The 20,164-nt window shown below is 70.8% G+C and carries 23 protein-coding genes; 7 read left to right on the forward strand and 16 right to left on the reverse strand.

Annotated features, from left to right (window positions below; translation table 11 throughout):
* Nucleotides 1–11: 11 nt before the first annotated feature.
* The gene (locus BCF44_RS09050) at nt 12–578 is read left to right on the forward strand and encodes a TetR/AcrR family transcriptional regulator (RefSeq protein WP_246014905.1); all 567 of its coding nucleotides are present in this window, start codon (nt 12–14) and stop codon (nt 576–578) included.
* Here BCF44_RS09050 and BCF44_RS09055 read toward each other — a convergent pair.
* Both BCF44_RS09055 and nudC read right to left on the reverse strand, forming a co-directional pair.
* Nucleotides 565–993: a CBS domain-containing protein gene (locus BCF44_RS09055; protein WP_116173747.1), complete on the reverse strand. Its 429-nt coding sequence runs from the start codon at nt 991–993 to the stop codon at nt 565–567. The genes BCF44_RS09050 and BCF44_RS09055 overlap by 14 nt on opposite strands.
* A 58-nt stretch (nt 994–1,051) precedes the next feature.
* Nucleotides 1,052–1,852: an NAD(+) diphosphatase gene (nudC, locus tag BCF44_RS09060; RefSeq protein ID WP_211352958.1), complete on the reverse strand. Its 801-nt coding sequence runs from the start codon at nt 1,850–1,852 to the stop codon at nt 1,052–1,054.
* Between the two features lie 51 nt (nt 1,853–1,903).
* Between nudC and BCF44_RS09065 the strand changes: the two genes are divergently transcribed.
* Nucleotides 1,904–2,878 carry a DUF2293 domain-containing protein gene (locus tag BCF44_RS09065; protein WP_246014906.1) on the forward strand — a complete coding sequence of 325 codons (975 nt, stop codon included), beginning with the start codon at nt 1,904–1,906 and terminating at the stop codon, nt 2,876–2,878.
* Here the strand turns inward: BCF44_RS09065 and BCF44_RS09070 are convergent.
* The 7 genes from BCF44_RS09070 to BCF44_RS09100 all read right to left on the reverse strand — a co-directional run bounded on the left by BCF44_RS09070 (nt 2,862) and on the right by BCF44_RS09100 (nt 7,843).
* Nucleotides 2,862–3,659: a helix-turn-helix domain-containing protein gene (locus BCF44_RS09070; RefSeq protein WP_116174242.1), complete on the reverse strand. Its 798-nt coding sequence runs from the start codon at nt 3,657–3,659 to the stop codon at nt 2,862–2,864. The two genes, BCF44_RS09065 and BCF44_RS09070, sit on opposite strands and share 17 nt — an antisense overlap.
* Nucleotides 3,660–3,669: 10 nt before the next feature.
* The gene (locus tag BCF44_RS09075) at nt 3,670–4,158 is read right to left on the reverse strand and encodes a GNAT family N-acetyltransferase (protein ID WP_116173749.1); all 489 of its coding nucleotides are present in this window, start codon (nt 4,156–4,158) and stop codon (nt 3,670–3,672) included.
* Complete coding sequence (locus tag BCF44_RS09080; protein WP_116173750.1) at nt 4,158–5,228, reverse strand: nucleotide disphospho-sugar-binding domain-containing protein; 1,071 nt, start codon at nt 5,226–5,228, stop codon at nt 4,158–4,160. The genes BCF44_RS09075 and BCF44_RS09080 overlap by 1 nt, the downstream gene beginning before the upstream one ends.
* A gap of 128 nt (nt 5,229–5,356) precedes the next feature.
* Nucleotides 5,357–6,220: an ADP-ribosylglycohydrolase family protein gene (locus BCF44_RS09085; RefSeq protein WP_116173751.1), complete on the reverse strand. Its 864-nt coding sequence runs from the start codon at nt 6,218–6,220 to the stop codon at nt 5,357–5,359.
* A complete protein-coding gene (locus BCF44_RS09090) occupies nt 6,217–6,426 on the reverse strand; it encodes a hypothetical protein (protein ID WP_116173752.1) in 210 nt (69 codons plus the stop codon). The genes BCF44_RS09085 and BCF44_RS09090 overlap by 4 nt, the downstream gene beginning before the upstream one ends.
* Before the next feature lie 113 nt (nt 6,427–6,539).
* Nucleotides 6,540–7,271: an SDR family oxidoreductase gene (locus tag BCF44_RS09095; RefSeq protein ID WP_116173753.1), complete on the reverse strand. Its 732-nt coding sequence runs from the start codon at nt 7,269–7,271 to the stop codon at nt 6,540–6,542.
* Nucleotides 7,268–7,843 (reverse strand): TetR/AcrR family transcriptional regulator, encoded by a 576-nt coding sequence (locus BCF44_RS09100; protein WP_116173754.1) that lies wholly within the window; start codon nt 7,841–7,843, stop codon nt 7,268–7,270. The genes BCF44_RS09095 and BCF44_RS09100 overlap by 4 nt, the downstream gene beginning before the upstream one ends.
* 95 nt (nt 7,844–7,938) lie before the next feature.
* Here BCF44_RS09100 and BCF44_RS09105 point away from each other — a divergent pair, with 95 nt between their 5' ends.
* Nucleotides 7,939–8,313: a DUF4267 domain-containing protein gene (locus tag BCF44_RS09105; RefSeq protein WP_116173755.1), complete on the forward strand. Its 375-nt coding sequence runs from the start codon at nt 7,939–7,941 to the stop codon at nt 8,311–8,313.
* Nucleotides 8,314–8,328: 15 nt separating this feature from the next.
* On the opposite strand, the gene BCF44_RS09110 is transcribed toward BCF44_RS09105, so the two are convergent.
* The 3 genes from BCF44_RS09110 to BCF44_RS09120 form a co-directional block, all read right to left on the reverse strand.
* Entirely contained in the window at nt 8,329–8,637 is a 309-nt protein-coding gene (locus BCF44_RS09110; protein WP_211352959.1) for a DUF7677 family protein, read from the reverse strand.
* 19 nt (nt 8,638–8,656) lie between these two features.
* Nucleotides 8,657–9,817: an NAD-dependent formate dehydrogenase gene (locus BCF44_RS09115; protein WP_116173756.1), complete on the reverse strand. Its 1,161-nt coding sequence runs from the start codon at nt 9,815–9,817 to the stop codon at nt 8,657–8,659.
* A gap of 102 nt (nt 9,818–9,919) precedes the next feature.
* Nucleotides 9,920–10,828, reverse strand: coding sequence for a LysR family transcriptional regulator (locus tag BCF44_RS09120; RefSeq protein ID WP_116173757.1), 909 nt, complete (start codon nt 10,826–10,828; stop codon nt 9,920–9,922).
* Between the two features lie 59 nt (nt 10,829–10,887).
* On the opposite strand from BCF44_RS09120, the gene BCF44_RS09125 reads away from it, so the two are divergent.
* Entirely contained in the window at nt 10,888–11,868 is a 981-nt protein-coding gene (locus tag BCF44_RS09125) for an aldo/keto reductase (protein ID WP_116173758.1), read from the forward strand.
* A 56-nt stretch (nt 11,869–11,924) separates the two neighbouring features.
* Nucleotides 11,925–12,911 (forward strand): glutathione S-transferase family protein, encoded by a 987-nt coding sequence (locus tag BCF44_RS09130; RefSeq protein WP_116173759.1) that lies wholly within the window; start codon nt 11,925–11,927, stop codon nt 12,909–12,911.
* Here BCF44_RS09130 and BCF44_RS09135 read toward each other — a convergent pair.
* From BCF44_RS09135 to BCF44_RS09145, 3 genes are all read right to left on the reverse strand, one after another.
* The gene (locus BCF44_RS09135) at nt 12,904–14,010 is read right to left on the reverse strand and encodes an aminoglycoside phosphotransferase family protein (RefSeq protein ID WP_116173760.1); all 1,107 of its coding nucleotides are present in this window, start codon (nt 14,008–14,010) and stop codon (nt 12,904–12,906) included. The two genes, BCF44_RS09130 and BCF44_RS09135, sit on opposite strands and share 8 nt — an antisense overlap.
* 88 nt (nt 14,011–14,098) lie before the next feature.
* Entirely contained in the window at nt 14,099–15,085 is a 987-nt protein-coding gene (locus BCF44_RS09140) for an ADP-ribosylglycohydrolase family protein (protein ID WP_211352960.1), read from the reverse strand.
* Between the two features lie 10 nt (nt 15,086–15,095).
* Entirely contained in the window at nt 15,096–15,584 is a 489-nt protein-coding gene (locus BCF44_RS09145; RefSeq protein ID WP_246014907.1) for a MarR family winged helix-turn-helix transcriptional regulator, read from the reverse strand.
* Between the two features lie 68 nt (nt 15,585–15,652).
* Between BCF44_RS09145 and BCF44_RS09150 the strand changes: the two genes are divergently transcribed.
* Nucleotides 15,653–16,174: a cupin domain-containing protein gene (locus tag BCF44_RS09150; RefSeq protein ID WP_116173761.1), complete on the forward strand. Its 522-nt coding sequence runs from the start codon at nt 15,653–15,655 to the stop codon at nt 16,172–16,174.
* Between the two features lie 4 nt (nt 16,175–16,178).
* On the forward strand, nt 16,179–17,138 hold the full coding sequence (locus tag BCF44_RS09155; protein ID WP_116173762.1) for an NADAR family protein: 960 nt from the start codon (nt 16,179–16,181) through the stop codon (nt 17,136–17,138).
* A 208-nt stretch (nt 17,139–17,346) separates the two neighbouring features.
* Here BCF44_RS09155 and BCF44_RS09160 read toward each other — a convergent pair whose 3' ends face one another.
* Entirely contained in the window at nt 17,347–20,154 is a 2,808-nt protein-coding gene (locus tag BCF44_RS09160; RefSeq protein ID WP_116173763.1) for a vitamin B12-dependent ribonucleotide reductase, read from the reverse strand.
* Between the last annotated feature and the right edge of the window lie 10 nt (nt 20,155–20,164).

Consider the following 20,164-nt stretch of genomic DNA (forward strand, 5'->3'; position numbering starts at 1 on the left):
GGATGTTTGACGTGACCCGACCGCTGCGCGCCGACTCCGAGCGAACCGTGCGCGCCATCCTCGACGCCGCCAACCGGGTGCTGGCCGCGGATCCGGGCGCTTCGCTCCAGCAGATCGCCGACGAGGCCGGCGTCGCCCGCACCACCGTGCACCGCCGCTTCGCCAACCGCGAGGCGCTGATGGAGGCGCTGGTCCAGGACATGCTGGAGCAGATGGAGTCGGTCATCGACGACAGCCGGCCGGAGACCGCGCCGCCGCTGGTCGCGCTGCACGAGATGAGCGCCGGCTACATCCGGCTGAAGAGCCGCTGGCGGGTCGGCGCGGTCACCGAGGCCGACGTGCACCAGGACGTCGTCGAACGGATCAAGGCCAAGAACCGGGCCATGTTCCAGCGGCTGGCCGATGCCGGCGTGATCGCCGCCGACACCGACCTGGAGTGGGCCGTGCGCGCGTACTTCGCGCTGCTGCACGAGGCGGTCGAGCGCCGCGCCGCCACCGGCAGCGAGCCGGACACCCTGGCGGCGCTGGTCACCTCGACCCTCGTGGGTGGACTGCGGGAGCCCGTCAGCCCTGCGTGATGTACTGCTCCAACTGGGCCTGCTCCTCCTGGAGCTGGCTGATCTGGCGCTTGACGACGTCGCCGATGCTGACGATGCCGGCCAGCCGGCCGTTGTCCACCACCGGCACGTGCCGGATGCGGCGCTCGGTCATCATCACCGACAGGCTCTCCACGGTGTCGTTGGACGTGCAGGTGAACACCGAGGTGGTCATGATCTCCGACACCGGCCGCTCCAGCAGCGGGGCGCCGCGCTCGGCCAGCCGGCGCACCACGTCGCGCTCGGACACGATGCCGGCGACCCCCTCCGGGGTGAGCACGACGACCGCGCCGATGTTGTGTTTGGCCAGTTCACCGAGGAGCTCGGCGACCGTGGTCCATGGTGGCACGGTGGCCACGCTCGACCCTTTGCTCCGCAGGACGTCCGCGATCCGCATCGTGCTCGCCTCCGATCGGCGCAGGGGCTGCCTGAAATGCCCAGGTTAGTGGGCCAGGTCACAAAGCGCGCGGGGCTGACAGCCATGTTTCGATCAAGTGGTAGCCGATCGAGTCCCGGAACCGGGGCATGTGGTCGCGAAGCACCTGCTCACGGGTGAGCCAGCGGGCCTCGGCCAGCTCGGCGCCGTCCACGTGAATCTCGTCGGACAGTGCCACGGCCCGGAAGCCGATCATGAGCCCGGCCGGGAACGGCCACGGCTGCGACCCGAAGTACGACACCTCGCCGACGGCCACGCCGGCTTCCTCGGCGACCTCCCGTCGCACCGCGTCCTCCAGGCTCTCGCCGAGGTCGACGAATCCGGCGAGCGTGGAGAACCAGGACGAACGGACGTGCCGGCCGAACAGCGCCCGATCGCCGTGCTCGACGAGCACGATGACGGCCGGCTCGATACGTGGGAACAGCTCCCGCCCGCAGCCGAAGCAGTCCCGGACGTTGCCGCCGTGCCGCACGGAGGTGCCGCCGCCGCAGGCCCCGCAGAACCGCTGGTTCCGGTTCCAGTGCAGCAACGCCTTGGCGTACACCAGGGCCGCGGACTCCTGGGCGCTGACGTCGCCGAACAGCGTGCGGATGTCCACGGTGGACGCCGGTTCCTCGGCGAGCTCCACGGCGAACACGCCCTCGTCGTCGCCGACGCCGAGGAACACCTCGTCGCCGACGGGCTCGCTGTCCGGCGCGTACCGGTCGCGCCAGAACGGCAGCACCCGCGCGCCCGGCCGGGCCCGCAGGGCGGCGATCCAGTCCGGGTTCGAGCGGCGGTCACTGGCGCGGTCGAGCCGAAGCCCGCTGTAGGGGATCACTCTGGCGATCGTATGGTCCTTGCCGTGCAGCTGAGGACGAAAGTCGGAACTGTGGCGGAGACCATCGTGGGCAAGCGGGGCACGGTGACGTTCCTCGACGTGCTGGTCGCGCTCGGGTGGGTGCACGAGAAGAACGTGCAGCGCTGGCAGCAGGGTCGGCTCGACCCGCTGAGCACGGTGACGTCGACGGGCGACGCGAAGCTGCTGGAGGCGGCGCAGCTGTTCGCGGACTGGGGCCGCGACCGGTTCAACGCCAACCACGAACCGCACGTCTCGGCGACCCGCGACCGCCGGGCGCTGCGCTTCACCGCGCGCGACACCGATGCCGTACATCTGCGCTACAGCACGGACAAGCCCCGCGCGGTGAAGGACCAGAAGCTGCCGGACCTGGTCGTGCTGGAGGCCAAGTCCACCTTCGAGTGCGCGGAATGCCGTGGCCCGGACGACTTCCTGATGATCGACGCCGGCGAGGCGATCTGCCTGGGCTGCGCGGACCTGGACCACCTGGTGTTCCTGAAGGCCGGCGACGCGACGCTGAGCCGCCGCGCCCGCAAGGAGAGCGGCCTCGCGGCGATCGTGCTGCGGCCGGATCCGCGCCGCCGCAACCGAACCCAGCGGCTGGGCATCCTCGTCGAGCCGGACGCCCTCGAACGGGCCGAGCGGCAGTGCTTCGACGACGAGGAGCTGCGCGCCCGCCGCCGGGTCAAGGACGCGGAACGCCGCGAGGTGCTGGACGTGAAGTTCCAGGCACAGTTCGCGGCCGAGATCCGGTCGCAGTTCCCGAAGTGCCCGGCCGACCGGGCGGAGGCGATCGCCCGGCACACGGCGCTGCGCGGCAGCGGGCGGGTCGGCCGGTCGGCGGCCGGCCGCGCGTTGGACGAGCGGGCGGTCCGCCACGCCGTCGTCGCCTCCGTACGGCACGAGGACACCGACTACGACGCCATGCTGATGCGGGGCGTGCCCCGGCAGGCGGCCCGCGACCAGATCTGGCCGCGGATCGACCAGGTGCTCACAAGCTGGTCATGAACGCCCGGGTGGTGTCGTCGGCCGGGAAGAAGGACTCGATCACCAGCTCGGCGACGGTCACGTCCAGCGGCGTGCCGAACGTGGCGATGGTGCTGAAGAACGACAACTCCACATCGCAGCGCCGGATCCGCAGCGGCACGATCAGGTTGCCGGCCGACGGCGTCAGCTCGATGTCCGGCTCCTCGTCGTCGCACGGATACGCGGCCACCTCCCGGTACAACTCGGTCAGCTCCGGATCCGCGACCACCGCGAGCTGCCGGCGCAGCTGGCCGAGCAGGTGCGCCCGCCACTCGCCGAGGTTGATGATCTGCGGGGCCATCCCCTCGGGGTGCAACGCGAGCCGCAGCACGTTCGTGGCCGGCCCGACCAGGTGTTCGGCGGCGCCGGCGGTGAGGAAGGACGCGCTGGCGTTGGCGTCGAGCAGGTTCCAGTAGCGGTCCACCACCACGGCCGGATACGGGTCGTGCCCCGTCAGGATCTGCCGGACCGCCTCGCGGACCGGGGCCAGCTCCGGCGAGTCCAGCGCCGTGCGGGTGTAGACCGGGGCGTAGCCGGCGGCGACGAGCAGGCTGTTCCGCTCGCGCAGCGGCACCTCCAGCCGGTCGGCCAGGTGCAGCACCATGTCCCGGCTCGGCGTGGCGCGGCCCGTCTCCAGGAAGCTGAGGTGCCGGGTCGACACCTCAGCCTGGTTGGAGAGCTCCAGCTGGCTGAGCCGGCGGTGCTCGCGCCACTGCCGCAGCAGTTCGCCGACCGGTCGCTGCCTGATCTCCACCGTGGTCATGCCGCCGACGCTACCCACGCGCCGTCGGGCGGACCATTACCTTGCACGTAAGGGTCACGCGCTCCCCCAGCTCCGCCAGCCACCGCTCGCCCTCGACGAGGCGTGCCAGCTCCGGCCCCGGGTCCGTCACCTCGACGAAGCCCCGCTGCCGGTACCAGGGTTCGTTCCACGGGATGCGCCGGAACGTGGTCAGCGTGACCGCCCGGCCGGCGGCGCGTCCGAAGACCGCCGCCAGCAGGGCGGTGCCCAGGCCACGGCGCCCGTGGTCCGGGTGCACGGCGAGTTGGTGCAGGTGCAGGCCGTCGTCGACGTCCCCGACGAACGCGAAGCCCACCGCCGGCCGCCCGACCACGAACACGTCCGCCGGATCGGCGGCGTGCTCGATGTTCGGGCTCGGCGGGAACACGATCCCGTACGGCTCGAACATCCTGTCGCCGGCGTCCTCGACCGCCGCGAGACCGGCCAGCTCGCCGGCCTCGGCCACCCGCACCTCGTCCATCAACACTCCACTTGGGACTCGACGATGTCCGCCGCGCGCCGAACCCCGCCGCTGGCAAGGATTTCCTCGCGAACGGCCCGCAGGTTGGCCGCGATCCCGGCATCCGTGCTCACCCGGTTCAGCGCCTCACGGAGCCGCTCGACCGTCACTTCGTCGCGGGGAATGTGCACGCCCAGCCCGAGTTCCTCGATCCGGGGCCCCGTGAGCAGCTGGTCGACGGCCTGCGGCACCGCGATCAGCGGCACCCCCTGCGCGAGCGCCTCCATGACGCCGCCCATGCCGGCATGGGTGATGAACGCGCTGGCGGCCGTCAGCATCGACGCTTGCGGAATCCACTGCCGGACAACGACGTTGTCCGGCAGCGGCCCGAGGTCCGCCGGGTCGACGAACCGTCCGACGGACATCTCCACGCGCCAGCCGTTGTCGGCGAACGCGTCCACACAGGTCCGGAAGAAGTCCGGCCGGTCCGTGTAGGACGACCCCAGCGAGATCACCAGCACCGGCCGGTCGTCCGGCGGCGACCACGGCGCGGGCGACCCCATCGGACCGACGAAGGTGAAGTTGCCGTCCACGGTCGCACCGTCGAACTGGAACGATCGCGGCATCACCACCAGGCACGGCCGCGGCGTCAGCAACTCCTCGGGAATGCCATATGCGGCAACGTAAGCCGGGAAGTCCTCGGCCTTGGAGCCGGGCAGCGAGATGTAGCTGGCCGACACCTGCACCACCGGGATGCCCCAGCGGTCGGCCAGCACCGGCCCCTGGAAGGCCCCGATGTCGCAGACGATCACATCCGGCCGGTCGCCGGCGTACAGCGCCTCGATCTGCGGGGTGACGGCGGTGAACTCGTCGACGAACATGCGTGTGCCGGCATCGCCGTCCTCGGGCATGCGCGCCGGGAATGTCGTCGTGTGAAGCAACGCGGTCGCGCCGACCTCGGTGACGGTGTCGGCGAACGCGTCGGTGGTGGCGTAGCTGACCCGATGCCCGCGCGCGACCAGTTCGGTCACCAGCGGCAGGCCGGGCAGGACGTGGCCGTGCTCGGGCACGGCCATGAACGAGATGTGCATGGCGGAACTCCTGCTGAGAAGACGAGTGGGTACGAGACGTCCACTCGGCTCTTACTGGTACAGCGGCAGGTGTCCGAAGCGCATGCCCGCGAAGCTAGCAGCGCTAGCGCGCGTAGCGCCACCAGATTTCAGGACGCCCAGGACGGCAGCGGCTCGCGCGCGGCGAGCCAGTCGCCGGGCACGGCGGCGACCAGCGAGACGATGCCGCCGACGATCGCGCCGGTGGTGTCGATGTCGCCGCCGACCTCGACACACGTCAGCACGGCCTGGCGGTAGTCGTCGAGATGGGTGGCGGCGGCCCAGGTCGTGAACGGCACGGTGTCCTGGGCCAGCACCCGCGAGCCGTTACCCAGCTCGAAGGCGACCTCGGCGGCGGACCGGCCGAGCAGCTCCCGGGCCCGTTCCACCCGGCGGCGGACCTCGCTGTCGGGCAGCCGGTCCAGCACGAACGCGAACAGCCCGTCGGCCGTCGGCGACGCCCCGGCCAGTCGGCAGCCGCCGGTGTAGGCGGCGGCCAGCGCGACGGCGACGCCGCCCGCGACGCCCTCGGGGTGCAGGTGCGTCACCTGGCACGCCCTGGTGGCCTGCTCGACGACCTGGTCGGGATCGTCGGCGTAGAACGCACCTAGCGGCGCTATCCGCATGGCGCCGCCGTTGCCGCAGGAGCCGGTGCCGCCGAAGGCGGCGCCAGCCGCGGTCTGCCACGGCACACCGTCACGGATCCGGTGCAGGATCACCACCGCGCCCGGGCCGTAGCCCCGGTACGGCTCGCACCGGTCCGCGAACAGGCCCGCCAGCTCGTCCTGGTCGATCTCGCCGCGATCCCGCAGTTCGGTGAACACCGAGCAGGCCATCTCGGTGTCGTCCGTCCATTCCCAGCGCCCCGCCGGGATGCGCGGCAGGGCGTTGCCGGGAACGAAGTACTGCGCGCCCAACGCGTCCCCGACCGACAGTCCGGCCAGGGCGTCGCGGGCGAGGTCGAGCCGCGTCATCCCCCGCTGCGACGGTTGGAGTACTGGCGCTGGTGGCCGGTGCTCGCCGTCTTGACGTGGGGGTTGTAGGCCACGCCGTTGGTCTTCGGCTGGGCCTTGCCCTTGTGCCGGCGCTCGGCGCGGTTCGGGCGGACGACGGTCTCGTCGGCCGCCGGCGTCGAGTCGCCCGCCTCGGCGGGGTTCTGGTCGGCGTTCTGCTGGGGCATGGGTGTCCTCCTGAGGGTTCGTCACGTACCAGGGGGTGAAGTCGCACGAAGGCGCGCTCAGAGGATCATGCGGACGACGGTACCAGCCGCAACCGCTCCCGGCACCTGCATTTTCAGCCGGCCAGGAACTCCTCGAAGGTGCGGCCGCCTACGGCGTGGTCGGGGGCCAGGTGACGGCCCTCCCGGTAGGCGCGGGCGATGCCGCCCGGCACCGGCACCGACAGCAGCGGGCGGCGCTTGCCGGTGAGCATCAGGTAGGTGCCGGCCAGCTGCCGCACGTCCAGCACCTGCGGCCCGCCCATGTCCTCGACGCGGCCGGCCGGCGCGTGCAGGGCCAGCCCGGCCAGCCGCTCGGCGACGTCGGCGGTGTCGATCGGCTGGAACCGGAAGCCGGCGGGCAGCGGCATGACCGGCAGCCGCGCGGCCAGCCCCAGGATCTGCGCCACCAGGTCGTGGAACTGGGTGGTGCGCAGAATCGTCCACGGCAGTCCGGATTCGACGATCTCCCGCTCCACCGCGAGCTTCGCCCGGTAGTACGGCATCGGCACCTGCTCGATGCCGACGATGGAGATGTAGACGAGGTGCGGGCCGCCCGCGCGGCGGGCGGCCTCCATCAGGTTGCGGGTGGCGACGATGTCGCCGCGGCCGTTGGTGGTCGCGCAGTGCACGATCGCCGACGCGCCCTCGACGGCCTGGTCGATGTTGAGGCCCTTGCGCAGGTCGACGGAGACGGTGGTGTTGCGCCGGCTGATCGACTGCACCTCGACGCCGCGGCCGTGCAGTCGTTCGACGACCACCTGTCCGAGCCGCCCGGTGCCGCCGGTGACGACGATCTTGCGCCTCACGACAGCAGCCGCGTGACGAGGAGGTCGACGCGGGCTTCGTGCTGGCCGTCGGAGAGGCGGCCCGCGCGGGTGAGCGTGGCCAGGCCGTGCAGGGCGGCCCAGCCGACCTCGGTGAAGGTGCCGATCTCGGCCGGGTCCTCGACCACTGCCTCGAAGGTCACCGACAGCTGCCGGAACCCGTCCAGCAGCGCCGGCGGCGAGTCCGGCTGGGCGAAGCGCAGGCCGATGTCGAGGGTGAACATCGCGTCGTAGAGCGCGGGGTTGGCCGCGGCGAAGTCGAGGTAGGCGTCCACGACGGCCCGGACCAGGGCCGGCCGCTCGACCTGCTTGCGGCGCGCCGCCCCCATCGCCGCCGCCAGCTCGACGAAGCCCTGCTCGGCGACCGCCGCGACGATCGCGTCCTTGTTGGCGAAGTGGCTGTAGAGGACCGGCTGGCTGTACTCGATCCGCTCGGACAGCCGGCGCGTGGTCACCGCGTCCCAGCCCTCGGCCTCGGCCAGCTCGCGGGCGGTGCTGATGATCAGTTCATGGCGCTGCGCCCGGTCCCGCTCACGCCGCTGCTGCACGGTCACGCTCGAAATTCTAGCACCGCTAGCTTTCCGAGCGCAGCTCCTGCTAGCTTTGCTCGCATACCTAGCAGCGCTAGATTCACGAGCGGAGACAGCAGATGTACACGGTGGTAGTGGTGGTAGCGGCGATCCTCGGCGTTGCGGTGGTCGCCATGGGGGTGGCCTACCTGGTCGCACCGGTCGCCAACGCCAAGGGCTTCGGCCTGCCCGCCTGGCCCGAGGGCGTCCTCGCCGCGTGGCTCAACATCAAGGGCATCCGCGACGTCGGCATGGGCGTCGCGCTCCTGGTCCTGCTCGCCACCGCCGGCCCGCACGTCATGGGCTGGTACCTGCTCGTCTCCGCCATCGTGCCGATCGGCGACGCCGTCATCGTGCTGCGGCACGGCGGCTCGAAGGTGCTGGCGTTGGGCATGCACGCCGCCACGGCGGCGGTGATCGTCGCCGTCGCGGCCGTGCTCCTGCTGGCCGGTTGACCGACGCGGATCGGGTCAGTGGAGCGCGACTTCCCAGTCCTCCAGCGGCGGCTCCCCCTCGGGCAGGCGGCCGGTGCAGTACTGGTGGAGCCACAGCGCGGCCCGCCGCTCGGCGTGCTTCTCGTTCACCGGCTCGCCCGCGTCACCGAACTCGAGGACGTTGGCGAAGATCGCGAACAGGATCTCCATCTGGCTCGGGGAGTCGCGCAGGTCGTCCCAGTACTCGATCCCGTCGAGCAGCGGGCCGCCGACCGACCCGCGGGCGACCCGCCCGGCGAACCGCCGCAGCGCGCCGGAAGCTCCATTCGACAAGGCTTTGCTCACGACGGCAACGATAGATGCCCTACCGGTTCGTCGAGTACGAGTGCGCCCCGGCGCCGGCGAGCTTGCCGCCGTCGACGATCAGGTACTCGTCCCGGATCGGCTCCCCCGCGAACCAGTTCTCCAGGATCTCCCGGGTGCCCGCGGCGTACCGGGCCTGCGCGGACAGGGTCGAGCCGGAGATGTGTGGGGTCATGCCGTGGTGCGGCATGGTGCGCCACGGGTGGTCGGCCGGCGCGGGCTGCGGGAACCAGACGTCGCCCGCGTAGCCGGCGAGCTGCCCGCTCTCCAGGGCCCGGACGACGGCGTCCCGGTCGGCGATCCTGGCCCGGGCGGTGTTGATCAGGTAGGCGCCGCGCTTCATGGCGCCGATGAGCTCGTCGTCGAACAGACCCTCGGTCTCGGGGTGCAGCGGCGCGTTGATCGTCACGACGTCGCAGAACGGCACCATGTCGGCGGCGCTCTCGTGGAACACCAGCCCCAGCCCGTCCTCGACGGCACGCGGCAGCCGGTGCCGGTCGGTGTAGTGCAGGTGCACGTCGAACGGCGCGAGCCGGCGCAGCACCGCGGCGCCGATCCGGCCGGCGGCCACGGTGCCGACGTGCATGCCCTCGAGGTCGTAGGCGCGGGCGACGCAGTCGGCGATGTTCCAGCCGCCGTCCAGCACCACCTGGTGCGACGGCAAGTAGTTGCGCACCAACGACAGGATCATCATCACCACGTGCTCGGCGACGCTGATGCTGTTGCTGTGGGTGACCTCGGCGACGGTGATGCCGTGCTCGATGGCGGCGTCCAGGTCGACGTGGTCGGAACCGATGCCGGCCGTGATCGCCAGCTTCAGCCGCGGCGCGCGGGCGATCCGCTCGGCGGTCAGGTAGGCCGGCCAGAACGGTTGGGAGACAACGATGTCCGCGTCCACCAGCTCGCGGTCGAACACGGAGTCGGCGCCGTCCTTGTCCGAGGTGACGACCAGCGTGTGGCCCTGGCTCTCCAGGTACTCACGCAGCCCCAGCGCCCCGGTCACGCTGCCCAGCAGCTGGCCGGGCGTGAAGCCGAGGCCGCGCGGCGTCGGCAGGGTCTGCCCGCCCGGATATCCGGGCACCTGCGGCAGATCGTCCCGGGCGTAGGCGGTCGGGTATCCGACGGTCGGGTCGTCGTACAGCACACACAGCACCTTTGCCATGGCTGGCCCCACATTCTGCGTCGCGAGTAGGTGCTTCAGGACCATCCTCGCGGCCGGGTGGGGCCGTCAAAACGTTCTTCCCTATCCCGGGATAGAAGGCTTCTATCGCAGATAGCCGGCCAGCACCCGGTCCAGCACGCCGCGCACGTCCACCTCACGGGCGATCTCCACCAGGCCGCGGGCCAGCATCGACTCCGGCTCGTGCCCGGCCACCAGCAGTCCGATCATCGGCGCCCGCGGCGGATCGTCCAGCCGCACCACCCGCATCCCCTGCGGCACACCGAACATGTGCAGCCAGGCGTGCGAGATCACGCTGGACCACTGGCGCGAGGCGACGTGCGCGTACAGCGCCGACACGGTGTCGGTCTCGATCGCCGGCACCACGCTCGCGCCGAACGCGGCGAAGGTCTCGTCCAGGATCCGGCGGTTCTGCATCTGCCGCGACAACAGGCACAGCGGAACCGTCGCCGCCTCCGCCCAGCGCAGGCTGGTCCGATCGGCGAACTGGCCGTCGCTCGGCGTCAGCAGCAGATACCGCTCCTGGTACAGGGAAATCGCCGAAGGGTCGTCCACATAGGTCATTGCGATGTCCAGTTCGAACTCCGCCAGCCGGCGGGCGATCTCCCGTGACGGCAACGACTCCAGCGTGATCCGGGCGTGCGGGTGGCGCTGGCAGAACGGGGTCGTCAGCAGCGGCGCCACCGTCAGGGCGGTCGGGATCGCGCCGATCCGCAGCACCCCGGACAGGCTGCCGCGCATGGTCGACAGGTCCTGGCGCAGCGCGTCGCACTCGGCCAGGATCCTGTTCGCCCACAGCAGGACCCGCTCCCCCTCGGGCGTCAGGCCCTCGTAGCGCTGGCCGCGCTGCACGATCGGCACGTCCAGTTCGTGCTCCAACTTCCGGATCGCCGCCGACAGCGACGGCTGCGACACGTGGCACGCCGCCGCGGCCCGCGCGAAATGCCGCTCCCGGGCGAGGGCGACGAGGTACTCCAACTGACGCAACAGCACGGCCCAGCATCCCCCGGAACGCCAGGCTGGTGCCACTCCAGGGGAGTAGCGTCGCCCGCATGGAATACCTCCGGTTGGGCAAGAGCGGGCTGTCGGTCTCCAAGGTCATCCTGGGCTGCATGAGCTTCGGCGACCCCACGCGCGGCACGCACCAGTGGTCGTTCGGCATCGACGAGTCCCGGCCGTACTTCAAGCAGGCGATCGAGGCGGGCATCACCACCTTCGACACCGCAAACGTGTACTCGATGGGGGCCAGCGAGGAGATCACCGGCCAGCTGCTGCGCGAGTTCGCCAAGCGGGACGAGGTGGTCATCGCCACCAAGGTGCGCGGCATGATGGGCCCCGGCCCCAAGGGCGTAGGCCTGTCGCGGGCGGCGATCCTCACCCAGGTCGACGAGAGCCTGCGCCGGCTGGGCACCGACTACATCGACCTGTACCAGATCCACCGGTTCGACGCGGACGTGCCGATCGAGGAGACCATGGAGGCGCTGCACGACGTGGTGAAGGCCGGCAAGGCCCGCTACATCGGCGCCTCCTCGATGTGGACCTGGCAGTTCGCGCAGATGCAGCACACCGCCGACCTGAACGGCTGGACCCGGTTCGTGTCCATGCAGAACCAGTACAACCTGCTCCAGCGCGAGGAGGAGCGGGAGATGCTGCCGTACTGCCTGGACCAGGGCGTCGGCGTCATCCCGTGGAGCCCGCTGGCCCGCGGCCGGCTGACCAGGCCCGCCGACGCCGAGAGCACCGCGCGCAGCGACACCGACGGGTTCAGCAAGATCCTCTACGACAAGACCGCCGAGGCCGACCGGGCCATCGTCGACGCCGTCGGGGCCATCGCCGAGGAGCGCGGCGTCCCCCGCGCCCAGGTGGCGCTGGCGTGGATGATGGGCAAGCCGACCGTCACCGCGCCGATCGTCGGCACCACCAAGCCGCACCACCTGACCGACGCGGTCGCCGCCGTCGACCTCAAGCTGAGCGCGGACGAGGTGGCGCGGCTGGAGGAGCACTACACGGCGCGGCCCGCCTCCGGCTTCTGACATAGTGCACGCCCGGAACTCCGGCACGGAGTTCCGGGCGGCCCGATACTGGGGGCATGTCGGAGTACAGCCGCGACTCGCGGTACATCACCACCCGGATCACCGCCGACGGCCGGGACGGCTATCCGGTCGAGCCCGGCCGCTACCGGCTCGTCGTCGCGCGGGCCTGTCCCTGGGCCAACCGGATGATCATCGTGCGGCGGCTGCTCGGCCTGGAGGACGTGCTGTCCATGGGCATCTGCGGGCCCGTGCACGACGAGCGCAGCTGGACGTTCGACCTCGACCCCGGCGGCCGGGACCCGGTGCTGGGCATCGAGCGGCTCCAGGAGGCCTACTTCAAGCGGTTCCCCGGCTACGAGCGCGGCATCACCGTGCCGGCGATCGTGGAGGAGGCCACCGGCGAGGTCGTCACCAACGACTACGCGCAGATGACCATCGACCTGTCGCTGGAGTGGACGCGGTACCACCGCGCCGGCGCGCCCGAGCTGTACCCCGAGCACCTGCGGGCCGAGATCGACGAGGTCAGCGAGCTCGTCTACCGGGACGTGAACAACGGCGTGTACCGGGCCGGGTTCGCCAGCGACCAGGACTCGTACCAGAAGGCTTACCGACGGCTGTTCGACCGGCTCGACTGGCTCAGCGACCGGCTCGCCGGGCAGCGCTACCTCGTCGGCGACACCATCACCGAGGCCGATGTGCGGCTGTTCACCACGCTGGCCCGGTTCGACGCCGTGTACCACGGGCACTTCAAGTGCAACCGCACCAAGCTGGCCGAGATTCCGGTGCTGTGGGCATACACCCGGGACCTGTTCCAGACGCCCGGTTTCGGCGACACGATCGACTTCGCGCAGATCAAGCAGCACTACTACGAGGTGCACCGGATGATCAACCCCACCGGCATCGTGCCGCTGGGGCCGGACCTGCGCAACTGGCTCACGCCGCACGGCCGGGAGTCGCTCGGTGGCCGTCCGTTCGGCGAGGGCACCCCGCCCGGACCGACCTTGGCGGCAGAGACGGTGCCCGCCGCCAACTGGGTCAGTTGAGCGCCGTTCTGAGGCAGTCGAGCGGGTCGTCGGCGTGGTACGGGTGTTCCGACGGCTCGATGCCGTTGAGGAACCCGTCGTAGACCGCCGCCCCGCGCAGCGCGCCGAGCGGGCGCTTGAGCTCCAGCGCCCGCTCCGGCTCGCAGCCGGGGATCTTGTTGCGCCACAGGGATATCCAACGCTCGGTGTCGCCGCGGACATCCAGCGCGGGGTGCCCGATCACGCTGTCCGTCCAGTCCAGGATCACCCTTCTCACGCCGTCGGATCGGACGTTGCCGGGATGGAAGTCGCCGTGCACCAAGCTGTCCGGGATGCCGCAGTCGGCCAGCGCCGCGAACCGCTCCGGCAGCCCTGCCACCAGCTTCGCCAGCGCGGACCGCTCATCGGACGTCAGGCGGTCGGCGTAGGCGTCGACCGTGGCGGAAACGGTTGCCGTGAAAGGATCTCCGCGCCAGTCGGGCACGCCCAGCGCCAGCAGCTCGTTGACGTGTTCGGCGGCCGTCTCCTGGATCCGGAACAGGTCATGCACCATGTCCGCGATCTCCGCTGGCTCGGCGTCGTAGCGGTCGGTGCCGGGCACGTCCACCATCAGCATCCGGCCGTCCTGCGCGCGGATCAGCCGCGGCACCAGGTCGGGGGCGTGCTTTCCCAGCCAGGCCAACACGATCGGCTCCTGCCGGAGGAACGGCGGGACCTCCTTCAGCCAGCGGTTCCCCAGCCGCCACACCGAGGACAGGTTCCAGGTCCGTTGCTGCACACCGCTTTCCACGCCCGCCCAGCGCAGTGAGGCCTGGGGGCCGCCGGGCTCCGCCCAGGCCATCCGCAGCGGATGCGGCGCCAGCCAGGTCTCGTCGAACGGGCCGAGGTCCAGCGGCGGCCCGTCGTACTCGGCGAGGTAGGTGACGTTGCCACCGTGCGGCCTCGGGTTTTCCGCCGCCACCAGGCGAAGGACCACCACGTCGATGCCGAACTCGTCACGGGCCCTGGTCACCACCGGCGCGACTTCCTGCCACCACTGGGATTCCACGTCGAACGGACGGGTGGTGCCCAGCGGCGCCCCGTTCGGATCCACCAACGCCAGCGTCACTGTGCGACCCATGCCGATCAGCCTAGGACCCGGCGAACGCCCGCCCCGACCGGCACCGCCATCAGCCCACCCGACCAGCGGCGACCCCTGAATATGGGCATCAGTCCCATGCCCGTCCGAAACGGGCCAGCTCGTCGGCGTGCTCGATGCGCCGCGACCACTCCGCCGGCCAGCACTCGACGCCGTGCGCGGCGCCGGCGAACGCCCCGGCGAGGCAGGCGATGGAGTCCGAGTCGCCGGCGGTCGTCGCCGCCCGGGACAGCGTCGCCACGGGCTCGTCCGGGAACAGCAGGAAGCAGTGCACAGCCGTGGCCAGCGCCTCCTCGGCGATCCAGCCCTCGCCCGTGCGCAGGCACGGATCCGCATCCCGGTCCGGCGCCGCGAGGGCGGCCTTGAGTGCATCCAACGCGACGAGGCACTCATCCCACCCACGAGCGATGAACTCGGTCGGGCTGTCGACGCCGGGCCGCATCCACAGATCGGCCAGCCACTCCTCGTGATAGACCGTCCGCTGCTCCCGGCAGCGGTCGATCAGCGCGTCCGGCAGGTCCGCCGGCCGCATTCCGTTGCGCAGCCAGTGAATCGCGAACGCCGTAAGGTCACTCGCCACCAGCGCGGTCGGGTGGCCGTGCGTCAGCGCCGCCTGGAACTGCGCCGACGCAGCCCGCTCCACCTCGCCCAGCCCCGGCATCAGACCCATCGGCGCCACCCGCATGTTCGCGCCGCAGCCCTTCGACGTCTCCTGCGTCGCCCTGCGCCAGGCGATGCCGTACGACAGCAGCTCACACGCGCGCAGGCAGGTCATGCCCGGCGCGCGGTTGTTCTCGGGGCTGTCCAGCCACTCCACGAACTGCTCACGCAGCGCCTTCTCCATGGCAGCCGGGTCCAGCGGCCCGTGCGCCGGCATCGCCCTCGCCACGGCCAGGGTCATCTGCGTGTCGTCCGTGATCAGCGCCGGCTCCCCCGCCGGCTCGCGCGGGCCCTCCGGTCCGTACCGGAGCACGATCTCGTCCACCGACAGGAACTCCGTCGGCGCGCCCAGGGCGTCGCCGTACGCCAGTCCGAACAGGCTCCCGGTCGCTTTCACCTGGTGATTCTCACATCGGCGACAACCGGTTATCGGTGAGCAGCGTCCGCAGCGACTTCTCCAGCGCCGCCCGCTCCCTCGGCGACAGCCCCTCGGCCAGCCGCTGCATGTTGGCGGCGTGCTCGGTGAGCGCCGAGTCGATCAGCCGGCGGCCCTCGTCGGTCAGCGCCACGACAAAGCTCCGGCGATCCCCGGGGTCGAGCGTACGCGCGACCAGGCCCGCCGCCTCCAGGCCGTCCAGACGCTTGGTCATGCCCGAACGGGACATCATCAGCGCGTCCGCCAGGTCCGACGGGATCGCCGGGCCCGCGCGGCGCAGCGCCGTCAGCACGTCGAACTCGCCCGCGCGCAGGCCGTGGGCCGCGCACCAGTCGTCCATGAACGCCGTCAGCACCGCCGACAGCCGCATGATCCGGCCGAACACGCCGAGCGCCGACAGGTCCAGGTCCGGCCGCTCCCGCCGCCACTGCTCGAGGATCACGTCGATCGCGTCGCCCACCCCGTCATCCTAGTTCCCCGGACGATAATTCTCTGGCGAACTATCTTCCGGCGAACTACCCTGGCCGCATGACACTCGTGCGGGCCGATCGGGCCGAGGTGCTGGGCACCGAGAACGCGATGATCCGGCTGCTGGCCGACGGCCGCGACACCGACGGCGCGATCAGCGCCAACCGCACCACCCTCGCCCCCGGCGTCGACGGGCCGCCGCCGCACTTCCACCGCGGCTCCACCGAGATCTTCTTCGTGCTCGACGGCGCACTGGAGGCCCTCGCCGGCGACCGCGTGGTCACCCTCGGCCGCGGCGACTTCCTCGCCGTGCCCAAGCTCATGCCGCACGCCTTCGGCTCCGTCGCCGAACCCGCCGACGTCCTGATCCTGTTCGCCCCCGGCATGCTCGACCGCCTCGACTACTTCCGCCTCGGCGACCGTGTGCTCAGGGGCCAGGCCGATCCGCGCGAACTCCTTGCCACACAGGACCGTTACGACAACCACTTCCTCGACAGCCCGCTCTGGCGCGAGGCCCGTGGCGCACGGCCGGCGCGGCCCTGGATTTCGCTTCAGCCGAGGCGGCCGCGTGCCCGAGAATGATCGAATGACCCGGATCACCCACCGAATCGCGGACGGCGTGCGCGTGCCAGGAGCCTGGCGGCACGCGTTCATCAACAACGGCGGCACGTACTTCCTCACCGACCTGATCGTGTACGCGGACGGGCTGATCGACTGCTGGGGCCTGGTCACGGTCGAGCAGTTCGAGCGGAAGGTGCGCGGTGGGTGGGTGGCGACGAGCATCCCCGACGGCGCAAGGGCTTCGGCGTACGGCCTGGCGTCGTGGCGGTTCAAGAAGCCGCAGACGTGGTCCACTCCCGACACGCTGCTGGCGGAGGTCGCGGACACGATCGACGAGCTGAACGGCCGGCCGGACTCGGTCGGGCGCTGCCTGGCCGCGGTGAGCGCTTTCCTCGACGACCGGACGGAGGAGAACCGCGCCGCCGTCCGCGAGACGTATCTGGCGATCCCGGAAACGGTGCGACGCCAGGCACTCGGCGACATGGACCGCGGCGACGAACCGCTCCAGGCGTTGGCCGTCGGCCCCGGCGGCACCGCATTCAACCCGGAAGGTGTTGTCACGCAAGAGGAGTACGACCGCGCCGTCGCCTACTTCGACGGGTGGATCTTCCCCGGGCAGGAGCCGGACACCTCCGAGCACGCGCCGGCGATCAAGCTGCCGCAGGGGCACCCGCCGGAGCCGCTGCGCAACGACTTCCCCGCGCCGATCATGGTCGACGGGACCATCTATCCGTCCGTATCCGAGGCCTGCCAAGCACTTCCGGCGCTCAACACCGCGGCGATGGCCGGGCTGCTACGCGCGAAGTTCGACCAGCACCCCGACCTGGCCGAGGCCCTGCTGGCGACCGGCGAGGCGACCCTGCTCTACGACGACATCGGCTCGGAGTTCTGGGGCGACAACAGCGGCCACGGCCGGAACTGGATGGGCCGCCTGCTCGAACTCGTCCGCGACGAACTGCGGCTCACCACCCGATCGTCCGTCTGATCCAGCCCGCGTACGCGGAGGTGTTGGTAGGCGGCCCCGACCCGTCAGCGCCGAAGTTGATACAGGTACCTGCCAGCGAATTGAACTTATCAACTTCGCGCCTTGCGCGGCTGGTCCACCGCACATCCACTCGTTTGGGTGGACAGTTACCCAAAGACGCGGGTGGGGTGCCGGCGCGATCCGCCGACACCCCACCCGAACACCTGACTCAGCTGCAACCGGAGGTGCTGCCGCAGCCCTCGCACACGTAGCACGAGCCGGCCGGCCGCATCTTGGTGCCGCAGGTCATGCACAGCGGCGCGTCGGCGGCCTTGCCCAGGGTCAGCTCGACCAACTCGGTGGAGCTGTGCGCCTCACCGACGGGCTTCGGCGCGGCCTCGACCGCCGCCGGGGCCTCGACGCCGACCTGAAGGGCCTCCAGGTCGACCTGGCCGTAGTCGGCGCTGACCTGCGCGGTCCGCTCGTCGGCGGTGAAGATGCCCAGCTCGGCCCGCTTCTCGTACGGCAGGTAGTCCAGGGCCAGCCGCCGGAACAGGTAGTCGACGACGCTGGTGGCGATCCGCACGTCCGGGTCGTCGGTCATGCCGTTCGGCTCGAAGCGCTGGTTCTGGAACTTGGAGACGTAGAACTCCAGCGGAATGCCGTACTGCAGACCCACCGAGATGGACATGGAGAAGGCGTCCATCACGCCGGCCAGGGTGGAACCCTGCTTGCCCAGCTTGATGAAGATCTCGCCCAGGCCGTCGTCGGGGTACGAGCCGGCGTGCAGGTAGCCCTCGGCGCCGCCGACGGTGAACGACACCGTCTGCGAGGGGCGCTTCTTCGGCAGGCGCTTGCGCACGGGCCGGTACTCGACGACGGTCTCGGTCTTGGCCTCGGTGGTCGCGGAGCCGCCCTTGCCGGCGGACAGCGGCTGGCCGACCTTGCAGTTGTCGCGGTAGATGGCCAGCGCCTTCAGACCCAGCTTCCAGCCCTGGAAGTAGATCTCCTGCACGTCCTCGACCGACGCCGACTCCGGCATGTTGACGGTCTTGGAGATCGCGCCCGAGATGAACGGCTGCACGGCGGCCATCATCCGGACGTGCCCCATCGGCGCGATGGACCGCTCGCCCATGGCGCAGTCGAACACCTCGTAGTGCTCGGGGCGCAGCCCGGGCGCGTCGATGACGTGGCCGTGCTCGGAGATGAACTCGACGATGGCCTCGATCTGCTCCTGCTGGTAGCCCAGGGCCTTCAGCGCGCGCGGCACCGTCTGGTTGACGATCTGCATGGAGCCGCCGCCGACGAGCTTCTTGAACTTGACCAGGGCCAGGTCGGGCTCGATGCCGGTGGTGTCGCAGTCCATCATCAGGCCGATGGTGCCGGTCGGGGCGAGCACGCTGGCCTGCGCGTTGCGCCAGCCGTTGCGGGCGCCGACCTGGAGGCCCTTCTGCCACTCGGTGGTCGCCAGCTTCTGCACGGCGGCGTCGTTGGAGTGGTACGTGCGGGCGAGGTCGTTGGCGGCGGCGTGCTTGCGCATGACCCGCTGGTGCGCCTCGGCGTTCTGCTTGTACCCGTCGTACGCGCCGACGACGCCGGCCAGCTCGGCGGAGCGCCGGTAGGCGGTGCCGGACATCAGCGAGGTGATCGCGGCGGCCAGCGCGCGGCCGCCGTCGGAGTCGTACGCGTGGCCGGTGGCCATCAGCAGCGCGCCGAGGTTGGCGTAGCCGATGCCCAGCTGGCGGAACTTGCGCGTGGTGTCGGCGATCGGGTCGGTCGGGAAGTCCGCGAAGCAGATGGAGATGTCCATCGCGGTGATGACCAGCTCGACGGCCTTGGCGAACAGCGGCGCGTCGAAGGTGCCGTCCTCGCGCAGGAACTTCATCAGGTTCAGCGACGCCAGGTTGCAGCTGGAGTTGTCCAGGTGCATGTACTCGCTGCACGGGTTGGAGGCGGTGATCCGGCCCGACTCGGGGCAGGTGTGCCAGTCGTTGATCGTGCCGTCGTACTGGATGCCCGGGTCGGCGCACGCCCACGCGGCCTGCGACAGCTTGCCGAACAGCGACTTGGCGTCGACGTGCTCGATGACCTCGCCGGTCTGCCGGGCGCGCAGCCCGAACTGGCCGCCGGCCTCGACGGCGTGCATGAACTCGTCGGAGACGCGCACCGAGTTGTTGGCGTTCTGGTACTGCACGGACACGATGTCCTTGCCGCCCAGGTCCATGTCGAACCCGGCGTCGCGCAGCGCGCGGACCTTGTCCTCCTCGCGCATCTTGGTCTCGATGAACTCCTCGACGTCGGGGTGGTCCACGTCGAGGACGACCATCTTGGCCGCGCGGCGGGTGGCGCCGCCGGACTTGATGGTGCCGGCGGAGGCGTCGGCGCCGCGCATGAACGACACCGGGCCGGACGCGGTGCCGCCGGAGGACAGCAGCTCCTTGGAGGACCGGATCCGGGACAGGTTCAGGCCGGCGCCCGAGCCGCCCTTGAAGATCAGCCCCTCCTCCCGGTACCAGTTGAGGATCGACTCCATGGTGTCGTCGACGGCCAGGATGAAGCAGGCGCTGACCTGCTGCGGCGAGGCGGTGCCGACGTTGAACCACACCGGCGAGTTGAAGCTGAACACCTGGTGCAGCAGCATCCAGGTGAGCTCGTGCTCGAAGACCTCGGCGGCCTTGTCGTCGGCGAAGTAGCCGTGCTCGACGCCGGCCTTCACGTACTTGAGCACGACCCGGTCGATGAGCTGGCGCAGGCTGCGCTCGCGCACGTCGGTGCCGACCGCGCCGCGGAAGTACTTGCTGGTGACGATGTTCGTCGCGTTGACCGACCAGAAGTCGGGGAACTCGACGCCGCGCTGCTCGAAGTTGACCGAGCCGTCGCGCCAGTTCGTCATGACGACGTCGCGGTGCTCCCAGGTCACCTCGTCGTAGGGATGCACGCCCTCGGTCGTGTAGACCCGCTGCACGTTCAACCCTGTCCTGCCGACGGCCTTCGTCATGACCGTGCCCTCTCGTTCCGTTTTCGTGCGCGTCAACATGGCCGTCCCG

It is taken from the genome of Kutzneria buriramensis, assembly GCF_003387475.1.
GTDB lineage: Bacteria > Actinomycetota > Actinomycetes > Mycobacteriales > Pseudonocardiaceae > Kutzneria > Kutzneria buriramensis.

Excerpts from the sequence above, each read along its gene's own strand:
- BCF44_RS09105 (WP_116173755.1), top strand. The coding sequence starts at position 7,939 with ATGTACACGGTGGTAGTGGTGGTAGCGGCGATCCTCGGCGTTGCGGTG.
- BCF44_RS09075 (WP_116173749.1), bottom strand. The coding sequence starts at position 4,158 with ATGGACGAGGTGCGGGTGGCCGAGGCCGGCGAGCTGGCCGGTCTCGCG.
- BCF44_RS09150 (WP_116173761.1), top strand. The coding sequence starts at position 15,653 with ATGACACTCGTGCGGGCCGATCGGGCCGAGGTGCTGGGCACCGAGAAC.
- BCF44_RS09070 (WP_116174242.1), bottom strand. The coding sequence starts at position 3,659 with ATGACCACGGTGGAGATCAGGCAGCGACCGGTCGGCGAACTGCTGCGG.
- BCF44_RS09055 (WP_116173747.1), bottom strand. The coding sequence starts at position 993 with ATGCGGATCGCGGACGTCCTGCGGAGCAAAGGGTCGAGCGTGGCCACC.
- BCF44_RS09085 (WP_116173751.1), bottom strand. The coding sequence starts at position 6,220 with ATGACGCGGCTCGACCTCGCCCGCGACGCCCTGGCCGGACTGTCGGTC.
- BCF44_RS09160 (WP_116173763.1), bottom strand. The coding sequence starts at position 20,154 with ATGTTGACGCGCACGAAAACGGAACGAGAGGGCACGGTCATGACGAAG.
- BCF44_RS09155 (WP_116173762.1), top strand. The coding sequence starts at position 16,179 with ATGACCCGGATCACCCACCGAATCGCGGACGGCGTGCGCGTGCCAGGA.
- BCF44_RS09115 (WP_116173756.1), bottom strand. The coding sequence starts at position 9,817 with ATGGCAAAGGTGCTGTGTGTGCTGTACGACGACCCGACCGTCGGATAC.
- BCF44_RS09135 (WP_116173760.1), bottom strand. The coding sequence starts at position 14,010 with ATGGGTCGCACAGTGACGCTGGCGTTGGTGGATCCGAACGGGGCGCCG.
- BCF44_RS09130 (WP_116173759.1), top strand. The coding sequence starts at position 11,925 with ATGTCGGAGTACAGCCGCGACTCGCGGTACATCACCACCCGGATCACC.
- BCF44_RS09090 (WP_116173752.1), bottom strand. The coding sequence starts at position 6,426 with ATGCCCCAGCAGAACGCCGACCAGAACCCCGCCGAGGCGGGCGACTCG.
- BCF44_RS09125 (WP_116173758.1), top strand. The coding sequence starts at position 10,888 with ATGGAATACCTCCGGTTGGGCAAGAGCGGGCTGTCGGTCTCCAAGGTC.
- BCF44_RS09080 (WP_116173750.1), bottom strand. The coding sequence starts at position 5,228 with ATGCACATCTCGTTCATGGCCGTGCCCGAGCACGGCCACGTCCTGCCC.